Annotated in this window: 14 protein-coding genes and 1 tRNA gene; 6 read left to right on the top strand and 9 right to left on the bottom strand. The window is 63.8% G+C overall.

Annotated features, from left to right (window positions below; translation table 11 throughout):
- Positions 1–26: 26 nt before the first annotated feature.
- The 6 genes from WBK19_RS20440 to WBK19_RS20415 all read left to right on the top strand — a co-directional run bounded on the left by WBK19_RS20440 (position 27) and on the right by WBK19_RS20415 (position 4,877).
- Positions 27–518 carry a hypothetical protein gene (locus WBK19_RS20440; protein WP_511292908.1) on the top strand — a complete coding sequence of 164 codons (492 nt, stop codon included), beginning with the start codon at positions 27–29 and terminating at the stop codon, positions 516–518.
- Between the two features lie 150 nt (positions 519–668).
- Positions 669–1,145 carry a 4Fe-4S dicluster domain-containing protein gene (locus tag WBK19_RS20435; RefSeq protein WP_511292907.1) on the top strand — a complete coding sequence of 159 codons (477 nt, stop codon included), beginning with the start codon at positions 669–671 and terminating at the stop codon, positions 1,143–1,145.
- 11 nt (positions 1,146–1,156) lie between these two features.
- A complete protein-coding gene (locus tag WBK19_RS20430) occupies positions 1,157–3,004 on the top strand; it encodes an aldehyde ferredoxin oxidoreductase family protein (protein WP_511292906.1) in 1,848 nt (615 codons plus the stop codon).
- Positions 3,005–3,076: 72 nt separating this feature from the next.
- A complete protein-coding gene (locus tag WBK19_RS20425; protein ID WP_511292905.1) occupies positions 3,077–4,324 on the top strand; it encodes an NAD(P)/FAD-dependent oxidoreductase in 1,248 nt (415 codons plus the stop codon).
- A gap of 3 nt (positions 4,325–4,327) precedes the next feature.
- On the top strand, positions 4,328–4,579 hold the full coding sequence (gene thiS / locus WBK19_RS20420; RefSeq protein WP_511292904.1) for a sulfur carrier protein ThiS: 252 nt from the start codon (positions 4,328–4,330) through the stop codon (positions 4,577–4,579).
- Positions 4,580–4,616: 37 nt separating this feature from the next.
- Positions 4,617–4,877, top strand: coding sequence for a hypothetical protein (locus tag WBK19_RS20415; protein WP_511292903.1), 261 nt, complete (start codon positions 4,617–4,619; stop codon positions 4,875–4,877).
- A 1-nt stretch (position 4,878) separates the two neighbouring features.
- Here the strand turns inward: WBK19_RS20415 and mobA are convergent, their stop codons facing one another.
- The 9 genes from mobA to selA all read right to left on the bottom strand — a co-directional run bounded on the left by mobA (position 4,879) and on the right by selA (position 12,329).
- Positions 4,879–5,460, bottom strand: coding sequence for a molybdenum cofactor guanylyltransferase MobA (gene mobA, locus WBK19_RS20410; protein ID WP_511293095.1), 582 nt, complete (start codon positions 5,458–5,460; stop codon positions 4,879–4,881).
- On the bottom strand, positions 5,460–5,834 hold the full coding sequence (locus WBK19_RS20405; RefSeq protein WP_511292902.1) for a DsrE family protein: 375 nt from the start codon (positions 5,832–5,834) through the stop codon (positions 5,460–5,462). Before WBK19_RS20405 ends, mobA begins: the two co-directional genes overlap by 1 nt.
- Positions 5,827–6,261 (bottom strand): glycine cleavage system protein H, encoded by a 435-nt coding sequence (locus tag WBK19_RS20400; RefSeq protein ID WP_511292901.1) that lies wholly within the window; start codon positions 6,259–6,261, stop codon positions 5,827–5,829. The genes WBK19_RS20405 and WBK19_RS20400 overlap by 8 nt, the downstream gene beginning before the upstream one ends.
- Positions 6,262–6,382: 121 nt before the next feature.
- Positions 6,383–6,478: transfer RNA gene (locus WBK19_RS20395), tRNA-Sec, on the bottom strand.
- Between the two features lie 5 nt (positions 6,479–6,483).
- Complete coding sequence (gene selB / locus WBK19_RS20390; RefSeq protein ID WP_511292900.1) at positions 6,484–8,361, bottom strand: selenocysteine-specific translation elongation factor; 1,878 nt, start codon at positions 8,359–8,361, stop codon at positions 6,484–6,486.
- Entirely contained in the window at positions 8,358–8,834 is a 477-nt protein-coding gene (locus WBK19_RS20385) for an MOSC domain-containing protein (protein ID WP_511292899.1), read from the bottom strand. Before WBK19_RS20385 ends, selB begins: the two co-directional genes overlap by 4 nt.
- Positions 8,835–9,392 carry a flavodoxin family protein gene (locus WBK19_RS20380; RefSeq protein ID WP_511292898.1) on the bottom strand — a complete coding sequence of 186 codons (558 nt, stop codon included), beginning with the start codon at positions 9,390–9,392 and terminating at the stop codon, positions 8,835–8,837.
- 70 nt (positions 9,393–9,462) lie between these two features.
- A complete protein-coding gene (locus tag WBK19_RS20375; RefSeq protein ID WP_511292897.1) occupies positions 9,463–10,797 on the bottom strand; it encodes an FAD-dependent oxidoreductase in 1,335 nt (444 codons plus the stop codon).
- Between the two features lie 134 nt (positions 10,798–10,931).
- Positions 10,932–12,329, bottom strand: coding sequence for an L-seryl-tRNA(Sec) selenium transferase (gene selA / locus WBK19_RS20370; protein WP_511292896.1), 1,398 nt, complete (start codon positions 12,327–12,329; stop codon positions 10,932–10,934).
- Between the last annotated feature and the right edge of the window lie 33 nt (positions 12,330–12,362).

Below are 12,362 nucleotides of genomic sequence, written 5' to 3'. Positions count from 1 at the left end.
GATCGAACCGTTCTATCGGAGCCTGCATGAAACTTCCCGCCTGGATCACCACTGCCGCGACGGCCCTCATCGCCGCCCTGCCCGGCTGCGACTACGTCAACATGCAGGAAATGAAACCCGGCATCACGACGCAGGGCGAAGTCCGCACCCGCATGGGCGAGCCGGGTTTCGTGCACCACAACGACGACGGCACGGCGACCTGGGAATACGCCCGGCAGCCGAACGGCACCAATTGCTACATGATCACCTTCAGCAGCAACCAGGTCATCAGCAAGATTGAACAGGTGCTCAATGACGCCAACTACGGCAAGGTCCGCGTCGGCATGAGCAAGGACGACATCCGCCGCCTGTTCGGCGCCCCGGCCACCAAGCAGCTCTTCGCCAACCTCGGCGAGGAAATCTGGGAATGGCGCATCGAAGGCATGCCGCCGATGGAGGAAACCTACTTCATGGTTCATTTCGATACTGAAAATGGCGGCGTCAAAAAGACCTCGAAACGGGTACAACCCAAGGGCTAGCCAAGGGAGCTAAAACCCGTTTTATAACAGTCGCATACCGCACTGCAGCATGACTTCTCCAGGTGTTTGCAGGACACTCTTCAGACGTGCGTTTGCGCATGACTAAAATACAGTTTCAGCGACACCCAACAAATCATGGAGGAGACAACCATGCAGAAGTCGCTTCACATCGATCCGGCCAAATGTACCGGATGCCTGCAGTGCGAGATGGCCTGCTCTTACGAGCACACCGGGGCCATCAACCCATCCAAATCCCGGATCAAGGTGTTCGATTTCGAGCATGAGGGCCGCAAGGTGCCCTATACCTGCACGCAGTGCGCCGACGCCTGGTGCATGAATGCCTGCCCGGTCGAAGCCATCGTGATTGATGCCGCGACCGGCGCCAAGATCGTCAAGGAAGCCACCTGCGTCGGCTGCAAGGTATGCACCATCGCCTGCCCGTTCGGTACGGTCAATTACATGGCCGATGTCGGCAAGGTGCAGAAATGCGACCTGTGCGGCGGTGATCCGAAGTGTGTCAGCGCTTGCCCGACCGGCGCGATCACCTACGTCGATGCCGACTGGACCGGGCTCGATCGCATGCGTGCCTGGGCCGCCAAGGCCAATACCAGCGCTGTCGCTGCCTGAGGAGAGAGATCATGGGATGGAACAAGAAAGTCCTGCGCGTGAACCTCACCGCCGGCACCTGCACCCCCGAGCCGCTGAACATGGCCTGGGCCAACGATTACCTTGGCTCGCGTGGCCTGGCTTCGAAATACCTCGTTGAAGAAATCGACCCCAAGGTCGATCCGCTGTCGCCCGACAACAAGATGATCATGTCGACCGGCCCGCTGACCGGCACCATGGCCTCGACCGGCGGCCGCTATACCGTGGTCACCAAGGGCGCCCTGACCAATGCCATCGCCTGCTCCAATTCGGGCGGTTTCTTTGGCGCCGAAATGAAGTTCGCCGGCTGGGATATGGTTATTTTTGAAGGCAAGTCGCCGAAGCCGGTTTACCTGTTCATCGAGAACGACAAGGCTGAACTGCGCGATGCCGGCCACCTGTGGGGCAAGACCTGCTGGGAAACCGAAGAAACCATCAAGCGCCTGCATCAGGACCCGCTCATTCGCGTTTCGTCGATCGGCGGCGCCGGCGAAAATCTCGCCCTCTTCGCCTGCATCGTCAATGACCTGCACCGCGCCGCCGGCCGTTCCGGCGTCGGCGCCGTGATGGGTTCGAAGAACCTCAAGGCCGTTGCCATTCGCGGCACCAAGGGTGTTTCCGGGATCAAGGATTTCCCGGCCTTCCTCGCCGCAACCACGGCGGCCAAGAAGGTACTGGCCGACAATGCAGTGACCGGACAAGGCTTGCCCAAGTACGGCACGCAGGTCTTGATGAACGTCATCAACGAAATGGGCGCCCTGCCGACGCGCAATCACCGCGACGTGCAGTTCGAGGATGCCGGCAAGATTTCGGCCGAAGCCATGCACGAAAAGCGGCCGACCGATGGCAAGGCCCATCTCGTCACCAACGCGGCCTGTTTCGGCTGCACCATCGCCTGTGGACGCATCTCGAAAATCGACGAAACCCATTTCAGTGTCAAGAACAGCCCGCAATACTGGGGCGCCAACGGCGGTCTCGAATACGAAGCCGCCTGGGCGCTCGGCGCGGCCAATGGCGTCGGCGATCTGGAGGCCCTGCAATACGCCAACCTGCTCTGCAACGAGCACGGCATGGACCCGATTTCCTTCGGCGCGACAGTTGGCGCGGCGATGGAACTCTACGATCTGGGCATCCTTACCAAGGAACAGATTGGCGTCGATGCCCAGTTCGGTTCGGCCGAAGCGCTGTGCAAACTGGTCGAAATGACCGCCCACGGCGAAGGTTTCGGCAAGGAACTCGGCCAGGGCAGCGCCCGTATGTGCGCCAAGTATGGCCGCCCCGATCTGTCGATGAGCGTCAAGAGCCAGGAATTCCCGGCTTATGACTCGCGTGGCATTCAGGGTATCGGTCTGGCTTATGCCACGTCGAATCGCGGCGCCTGCCACCTGCGCGGCTATACCATCGCATCCGAAGTGCTCGGCATTCCGGTCAAGACCGATCCGCACGCCACCGATGGCAAGCCGGAACTAGTCAAGGCTTTCCAGGACGCGACCGGCGTTTTCGACGCTGCGGGCATTTGTGTCTTCACCAGCTTCGCCTGGACGCTGGCCGATGTTCAACCGCAAATCCAGGCCGCTTGCGAAGGCGACTGGTCGATGGACAAGCTGAATCTGGTTGGCGAGCGCATCTGGAACATGGAGCGCCAGTTCAATCTGGCCGCCGGCATCACCGCCAAGGATGACGACCTGCCACCGCGCCTGAAGACCGAGCCGGCCAAAACCGGCCCGGCCAAGGGCATGGTCAACGGCCTCGACAAGATGAAGCCGGAGTACTACAAGGTCCGCGGCTGGAACACGGAAGGCGTGCCGGAAACGGCGACGCTGGAACGTCTGGGCCTGTAATCGGCGTAGCCTTGCCTGAGCGGGGTGGCGCCTGGCGTCGCCCCGCTTTTCTTTCCCTATCGGAGAGGAAACATGAAACATATCATTTTGGGTAACGGCCCGGCCGGCGTCGTTGCCGCTGAAACCTTGCGGAAAGCCGCGCCGGACGACGAAATCGTCCTCGTCGGCAACGAGGCCGAACCGCCCTATTCGCGGATGGCGATTCCCTACCTGCTGGAAGGCAATATCGATGAGCCGGGCACCTACCTGCGCAAGTCGGCCGACCATTTCGACCGCCTGAATATCCGCCAGCATCGCGGACGGGTGGTCTCGCTGAATACTGAAAAACAGTCGGTTTTGTTCGACGATGGTCATTTTGAAAACTTTGACCGCCTGCTCATCGCGACGGGCTCGCACCCCGTCCGGCCACCGATTCCCGGCGTCGACCTGCCGGAAGTGCAGACCTGCTGGACGCTCGAAGATGCGCGGGCCATCGCCCAGCTGGCCAAACCGGGCTCGCGCGTCATCCAGCTCGGCGCCGGCTTCATCGGCTGCATCATCATGGAAGCGCTGGTCAAACGCGGCGTCGAGCTGACCGTCGTCGAAATGGGCGACCGCATGGTGCCGCGCATGATGACGCCGGAAGCCGGCGGCATGATCAAGTGCTGGGTGGAAAAACAGGGCGTCCGCGTGGTAACCAAGGCCGGCGTCGAATTTATCGAAAAAGGCCAAAAATCCCCGTTGACCGTGGCACTCTCCACCGGCGAGCACTTTGAGTGCGATCTGCTCATCGTCGCCGCTGGCGTCGCCCCCAACGTCGCCTTTCTGGAAGGCACCAAGGTACACGTGGCCAAGGGCATTCTGGTCGATGACCGCATGCAAACCTCGGTGCCCGGCATCTACGCCGCTGGCGACGTGGCCGAGGCGCCCGACCTGTTCAGCGGCCGCCATCTGGTCGCCGCCATCCAGCCCAATGCCGCCGACCAGGCGCGCGTCGCCGCGCTCAACATGGCCGGCCAGCCAGCCAGGATGAAGGGCGTCCTGGCCATCAACGTGCTCGACTCGATGGGCATGATTTCATCGTCCTTCGGTGAATGGCAGGGCGTCGCTGACGGCGACGGCATCGAGCAATCCGACGAGGCCAACGGGCGCTACATCAGCCTGCAGTTCTCCGGCGATATCCTGGTCGGCGCGACTTCGGTCGGCCTGACCGAGCATGTCGGCGCCCTGCGCGGCCTGATTCAGGGGAAAACCCGGCTCGGTGCCTGGAAACAGAAACTGCTCGAAACCCCGACCCGTTTCGCCGAGGCCTATATCGCCTGCCAGCGCCCGAACAGCTGAGCCATGCGCCTGACCGTCAAGCTTTACGCCACGCTGAGCGATTACCTTCCCCCCGGCAGCAAGAATAACCGGGTGGACATCGAGGTTGCCGAGAATGCTGCGGTCGACGCCGTTTTGCAGCCTTTTGCGCTGCCGACCAAGCTGACCCACCTGGTTCTGGTCAACGGCACCTTCATACCGCCGGGGGAGCGGGCGGCCACGCAGCTGCATGACGGGGATGTCCTGGCCGTCTGGCCACCGATCGCCGGTGGCTGAGCGGCCTTTTCCATGGAGTGACAGCCGGATACGCGAGATGAACAGCACGCCGGCAGAGTTTCGCCGGGCGCTGGTCCAGGCCTTTGGCGCAGCCGTCAGCGAGACAGCGGATGGCCTGCTGGTGGCGGTCGACAACGTACGTCTGCATTTCGCCCTGACCAGTCGGGCGCCGAGAAAAATCGGGGCGCTAGAACTAGCCGTGTTGGATGTTCAAATCAACGTGTGCGACGGCACTGCAGCGGCTGTCGAAAAGCTGCTGTCGCGGGTCGACCGGGCGACCCAGCGCGGTGGAGGTTAGACTAGTCCTCGCGCTCCCTGAGCTCCGGTAGCGTGTTGAAATTGCCGAATGCGGCCACCTGATCGTCGAAATCGACTTCGCAGGCCCCTTGCGCCGCGCACCATTCGGCTACCCGCCGGCCACCCGCCTTCAGGTAGCGCTCGAGGCGAGGCAGTAGCGTTTTCCGGCACAGACAAAACACTGGGTGCAAACGGCCGTCTGCACGGGCAATGGCGATATCCGCCCCCGAATCCGACAGCCCGGCGTGCAGGCGGCTGACCAGATCAGAGGGCAGAAAGGGCGAGTCGCAGGGAGCAGTGACGACCAGCGGCGTGATGCTGGCAGACAGCGCGGCATGCAGGCCGGCGAGAGGGCCGGCGAAGTCGGGAATTTGATCGGCCAGCACGGGATAACCGAAGGCGGCGTATTCGGCCAGGCTGCGGTTGGCATTGATCACCAACAGCCCGACCTGCGGCGCCAGACGCTCGGCAACATGGCGCACCAGTGGCTTGCCATTCAACAATTGCAGGCCCTTGTCGACCCCGCCCATGCGGCGGCCCAGCCCGCCGGCCAGGATGACACCGGTGATCCCGGCCTTGTCCATCAGAAAGTCAGCGTCCGCCACGCCGGGTTCAGCGTGCGGGCGACGAAGGCGGTGGCACCGGCGGCACCGGCTTGCGGAATCAAGGTCTCGCCCGCGCCAACCCAGGCGGCACGGGCCATGCCACAGGCGAGCAGACGAACGTCTTCGGCAGCCACTTCACGCAGGAACTCGCCAATCGATTTTTCCCGCTCCGGCGTGGCATACAGGCCGTCGGCCACACTGCTGACCAACCAACGCACAGCCGGCCCGGCGAAGTGGATTTCAACCTCGGCATCGAGAGCGCGCGCGGCCAGCGCGTGAACCAGCGGCGTGACCACCAGTTCCGGGTGATCCGGCGTCGCCGCCCAGATCAGGAAAGCCAGTTTGTCAGCCAAAGCTCGCCTCCGGTTCGATTTTCAGGATGTGCCGACGATACGCCTCGGCATCGACCAGCGCCGGCTTTTCGTCGGCCCAGGAGCTTGGCTGGGCACGCGCCATCCAGCCAGCACCATAGGGATCAACATTGACCAGTTTCGGCCGCGCCTCGGCCTCGTCGTTGCCTTCGATCAAAACAAAAGACACCGGCGCATGCAGCGCCAGCACCGTCTTGCGGCACTCCACCGTGCCCATTCCCCGCCCGATCTCCACCTCGGCCCCCTTCGGCTTGCTGGTAAAGGCAATGATCTCGCCGGCCAGGAAAATGCCGAAACTGGTCGCGCCGATCAGCACTTCGCCATCCGCGGTTTCCTGCACCCACATGTCGTAGCGCGGGCAGTAAAGGCGGTCGTCGGGGATGGTGCCGGAAAAGGGAGTGTGGGCCATTTCAATTTGTCGGAGTAATTTCGTTGACTGGTCGTTCGTGCCGCGAAGCCGAGCCGAAGACAGTGCGATTTGCACGGCGAGGCGAGAGCGACAAAGGCACGGACGGGCAGACAACGAAATTTGGCGGAAGAGAGCAGGAGTCGAACCTACCCAAACCTGTTTGACAGGTCCTGCCGGTTTTGAAGACCGGCCGTCCCACCGGGGAACGATCTCTTCCGTTGTTCATGAGCCGAATTGCTCCGGGATGCCCCGTAAAACGTGGGTGTCGCGCACGCGGCGAGTGTAGCCGATGCGGTCGAAGAATTCGAGAATGTGGATGGCGACTTTGCGGCCGCCGCCGATCTCGTCGCGCAGCGTGGCGGCACGGGCGCAGCCGTCGCGTTCGTTCAGCGTCGCAACCTTGCGGGCCAGTTCGGCAACGGCTTCGGCTGTAAAGAAATGATCGTGCGCGACCGGCCAGGCGTCGCCGTGACGAGCGATGCGTTTGACCAGGGTGCGCACGGCGTCTTCGCCGATGCCGCTGGCCTTGGCCACATCACGGACACGCGGCGGGGCATAGGGTTCGGCGGCGAGCAGCGGTTTCAAGGTCTGCCACAGCGCGAGGTCGGCGGCGGCTAACTGGACGCGATGTCCCGGCAGGTGCAGCCAGGCATTGGTCTGGGCGATGCGGGCATCAGCCAGCGGTGTCGCGAGCAGCGCGTCGAAAGCCTGGCGGGAGAGCGTCGGCAGGGTCAGGCGACGCAGGCGGTCGCGTTCGACGCCGGTGAGGTCGGGGGCGCGCTCGTGTTCGGCGGCGATGGCGGCGAACAGGCGGGCTTCGAGTTCCTGCCAGCGACTCGGGGCGAAGGCGGTGGCGCCGACGACGTTAAGGTTCAGTTGCTGGCACAACGCCTTGAGCCTGCTGGCGTCGAGATTGCGGTTGAGCGCGTGGGTGGCGAGGTCGACGCCGGCCGGCTGTTGTTCGGCAGCCAGTTGCAGCGCCGTCGCCGGATTATCGTCGGCCAGTGCGGCGAGCATGGCTAGGCGTTCCGGGCTGCTTTTTTTGCGACTGGGCGGGAAGATGTCGAGCACGATGCCGCCGCCGATGGTATGGCGGGCCGAAGCGTCGCGCAGGATGAAGCAGTCACCGGCCAGGGCACCGATCTCACGGTCAACGGCAATTTGGGCCCAATTTTCAAATCCCGGCGCGATCTCGTCGGCACCGAGCAGGCCGATGCGGGCCGGGACATCTTCGGCGCCGAGGTGGAGGTGAACTTGGGTCCAGTGTTTGAGCGGCGGTTGGCCCGAGAGAACGCGGATCTTGGCGTCAAATCTGCGGACCGGGGCGTGCAGGCCGGGCGCGACGATCCACTGGCCGCGTTCGACCTCGGATTTCTCGATGCCGGAGAGCGCCAGCGCGATGCGCTGCCCGGCGTGGCCGGATTCGGCCGGCGCATCCTGGACGCGCAGGCTGCGCACGCGGACGGGTTTGTTGGGTGGCGACAGTAGCAATTGGTCGCCGACTTTGACCGAACCGGCGAAGGCCGTGCCAGTGACGACGGTGCCGGCTCCCGACAGCGTGAAGCAGCGGTCGATGGCGAGGCGGAAGCCGCCGGCCGACTGGCGCTCGCCCTGCTCCGCCGCTGCGGCTTCGAGGTAGGTGCGCAACTCGGCAATGCCTTCGCCACTGACGGCAGCAACCGGAAAGATCGGCGCGTCAGCCAGCGCGGTGCCGGCGAGCAGTTCGTCAATTTCCGTTTTTGCCTCATTTTTCCGGTTGACCGTGGCAACGTCGATTTTGGTCAGCGCCACCGCTCCGCGCCGGATGCCGAGCAGTTCGATGATCTCCAGATGCTCGCGGGTCTGCGGCATCGGGCCGTCGTCGGCAGCGATGACGAGCAACGCGAAATCGATGCCGGTCGCCCCGGCCAGCATATTGTGGATGAGCTTTTCATGGCCGGGCACATCGATGAAACCGAGCTTTTCGGTGTAGGCGTAGCCAAGGTCGACGGTGATGCCGCGCGCCTTCTCTTCCTTCAGGCGGTCGCAGTCGACGCCGGTCAGGGCTTTGACCAGCGTGGTCTTGCCGTGGTCGATGTGGCCGGCGGTGCCGATGATCATGCGGCGCCTTCCCCGATTTCAATGACTGTCAGTGCATCGCCACAGGCCAACTGGCCCGAGGCGAGCACATTGGCCCGCAGCCCGCCGCGGCCGACCCAGTATTTGACAACCTCGGGCGCTGACAGGGCTTCGTTGGCCAAGCGCTGGCCCAGCGTACTGCACGGCTCGCAGGTTTCGACGCCAATCAGCAGGCAGCTGCCGAGGCGGAACTGGCGGCCGACCAGCCCGTTCAGGCGGATGCCGCGCGTCACGACATTGCGGCGGGTCAGCGACAGGTCGTTGGCGCGTCCGGTATGGGCGCAGAAACGCTCGATCTCCTCGGCCTCGACCAGCGTCAGTTGCTGGCCTGCCCAGTTCGCCTTGGCAAAATGGCGGTCACCAACGACGCCCTGCCCGGCCAGCAACTCCAGCTGCCGGCATTCGCGCTGCGCTGCGCCACGGGATGGGCTGAGGAAAAGGCGTTCGACGAGCATCTAGGCCGGCTGCCCACAAAAATAGGGGATCGCCGCAGCCAGCGCTTCGCCATCGGCGAGCACCGCATCCGGCGCCCCGCCCTTGCCCCACAGCGGTTCCTGCCATTGCATGCCGAGGAATTCGGCGCACAGGCGGTAGCTGTCGAGCATTGGCTGGGCCTTTTCGCGGTTGCCGCTGGTGGCGACGACCCACAGGCGCTTGCCGGCCATGCCTTCCTTGAAATCGAGGCCGGGGACGCGCAGCCAGGCGCTCCAGTGGTCGAGAACGGTTTTCAGCGGCGACGGGATCGAGAACCAATAAACGGGCGAGACAAAGACCAGGTCGGTCGCCGCCAGCGTGGCGTCGAGCAGGGACTTGGCGTCGGCCATCGGCATCGGATAGGTGCCGGCGGTATGGCGCAGATCGACGAAAGGCGGAAGTTCCAGATCGGCCAGCTTGACCCAGGTTTGCTTCGTATCAGCCGACAGACCGGCGGCGGCGCGACGGGCCAGGGTTTCGCTGTTGCCGATGTGGCCCGGTTCGCGGGTACTGGCATTGAGGAAGAGGAAGTGGGACATGGCGCTGGAGGTTTCGTCAAAAATCACATTTTGGCACGCCCCCGCGCATCGCTGGCGGGGGCGCTGGCGACTAGCCGAACATGTCCTCGTACATCCGCCCGGCCCAGGCGAAGTCTTCGCTGACCAGTTCATCGCGGCGCAGATTGTCGTCGTCCTGATCCTGGATGATGATGCCCTTGTCGTTGACGTAGTACTTGAAGCGCACGGCGATGTCTTCACGCGGCTTGGTGTTGACCATCATGAAACAGAGGTTGTCGGGAAGCGCGTACTTCGGTTCGCGGCCCTTGACGCGCTCGCTGATGTACTTGGCGACGATCCGGGCGTGGGCGTTGGCGACGTGGCCGGCTTTGGGATAGAAGCGGAACTGCGGCGAGACCATGCCGACCGAGTCGCCGATCACGTACACGTCCGGGTCGTCCTTCATGTTGAGGAAGAAGGGATCGACGCCGGCCCAGCCGGTCGGCTTGCCTTCGTCGTTCTTGCCGATGACGCCGGCCTTCCACGCCATGTCGCCGGCCTGATGCGGTGCCATGAGGATGGAATGGTCGAAAGTGAAGTCGCCGACTGCGGTCTTGATCTTCTTGTTGAAGGGATCGACCTCCTTGATGACGGCCTTCGGCACGTAGACGATCTGGTCCTTGTAGAGATTGGCGAAGGCTTCCTGAAAGCCGCCGGTGATCGGCGCCGGGCTCGGTTTCGGGTCGAGGATGATGACCTTGCCTTTGATCTTGCGCTCCTTGAACAGGCCGGCGATCAGGCAGGCGCGCTCGTAGGGCGACGGCGGGCAGCGGTGCGGCGGAGGCGGCAGGGTCATCACCAGGTCACCACCCTTGAAATTCTGGATGCTCTGCTTGAGGCGGAAATGCTCGGCGTTCGGAATGTAGGCGGCCGGGAACATGGCCTTGGTGTAGTCGGCCGCCTTGCGGTCGTTGCCGAACCAGGCCTCGTAGTTGTAGCGGATGCCCGAGCCGATGATCAGGTAGTCGTAATCGAGCCAGCCCTGGGCGGTGATGACACGCTTCCTGTCGCGCTCGAAGGCGGTGACTTCGGTCTGGATGAATTTGTAGTCGTACTTCTGGGCGACTTCGAGGTAGCTGAAGGTCAGGAAGTTGGTATCGACGACATCGACCAGCCACTTGTTGCTCATCGGGCAGGAAAAGAACACCGGGTTGCGTTCGAGGACGACCACCTCAAGGCTGGCGTCCAGCTTCTTGAGGTGCTTGGCGGCGCTGATGCCGCCCCAGCCACCGCCGCAGATGACGACGCGCTTGCCGGTTGCCTTGGGTAGCAGCGGGTCGGACTGCATGTTGATCAGGAAAGGCAGCGGGCTGGTCGGCTGGGCGATGGCCGTCGTGGCCCCCAGCACTGCGCCCGCCGCCAGGAATTGCCGGCGATTGAAGGTCATGCTTTCTTCTCCATTAGGTGAACCACCCGGACACGGAGATGCCCGGATTTACAGGTGCGCCCGGTTGGGCGCGGTAGAAAACAGCAGGCGGTACGCAGACCGCCCAACGAGGCTGCTTTCAATAAACTTCGTTTTCAAAACTTCAGGTCCGGCAATTGCGCCACGAAGCGGGCTTCGTCCTTCGCTTCTAGACAGCGCAGGTCGAGATGGTAGGCATCGTCGCGGATGTAGCCGATGACCGGCGTCGGCAGGCTGCGGAAGGCCGATTCCACGGTCAACAGGAATTTTCCGGCTTTTTTGAAATTGGGCCGGACGACCAGCGCCGCCGACGGCAGACGTTCGACCGGCAAGGCACCGCTGCCGATCTGGCTGCTGCAGGGCGCGACGCTGACCGTGGCCTGTTCGCCGATGGCGGCCTGCACGGCGGGCAGGACGCGCTCGGCCAGTGCGCTGATCTCGGCGACAGGCCGGGTCAGCAGGCGCAAGGTCGGCAGGCGCTCGGCCAGGCGGTCCGGGTCGCGGTACAGGCGCAAAGTCGCTTCGAGCGCCGCCAGTGTCGTCTTGCCAACACGCAGGGCGCGCTTGAGCGGGTTCTTCTTGATCCTGGCGATCAAGTCCTTGCGGCCGACGATCAGCCCGGCCTGCGGACCGCCGAGCAGCTTGTCGCCGGAGAAGGTGACGATGTCCGCCCCCGCCACTAGCGCCTGCTGCGGCGTCGGTTCGGCCGGCAGGCCGTGGGCGGCAAAATCGCACAGCGTGCCGCTACCGAGGTCAATGACGAAAGGCAGGCCGGCGGCGTGGGCGATGTCGGCGATGACTTTTTCATCGACCGCCGCCGTGAAACCGGTGACGGCGTAGTTGCTGGTGTGGATTTTCATGAGCAGCGCCGTTTTCGGGCCGATGGCTTCCTGAAAATCCTTGGCGTGGGTGCGGTTGGTCGTGCCGATTTCATGCAGCTTGACCTGCGCCCGACGCATCACGTCGGGGATGCGGAAAGCGCCGCCGATCTCGACCAGTTCGCCGCGCGACACCACAGCCTCCTTGCCCTGGGCCAGCGCGTTGAGGGTCAGCAGCACGGCGGCAGCGTTGTTGTTGACGATGGTCGCCGCGATATCCGGCGAGCCGCCGGCGATCAGTTCAGCCAGCAGGCCGGAGACCAGATCGTCGCGGTCGCCGCGGCCGCCGGAGGCCAGGTCGTATTCCAGCGCGCAGGGCGAGCGGGCGGCTTCGACCATGGCGGCGATGGCTTCCTCGGCCAGTTGGGCGCGGCCAAGGTTGGTGTGGAGCACTGTGCCGGTCAGATTGAAGACGGCGCGCAGATTGGCCCGGCCGGCATCGTCGGCGCGGCGGCGGATGGCCGATAACAGACTGTTTTCGTCGGGCAGCGGCAGGCCATGTTTGAGGCCTTCACGGACAGCGGCCAGTTCGGCGCGAATGCAGCCGGTCACCAGCTGGCGGCCGTGCACTTCGATTAATTCAGGAATTTGCCCTAAAACGCGGTCGACCGCAGGAAGGTGTCTTTTTTCGTTCATGGCTTTCACCCGGACCGGGCAGAAAGGTTGGTC

Origin of the sequence: Azonexus sp. (genome assembly GCF_049652925.1) — a bacterium.
Classification (GTDB): domain Bacteria; phylum Pseudomonadota; class Gammaproteobacteria; order Burkholderiales; family Rhodocyclaceae; genus Azonexus.
This window is presented reverse-complemented; position numbering and strand designations above follow the sequence as displayed.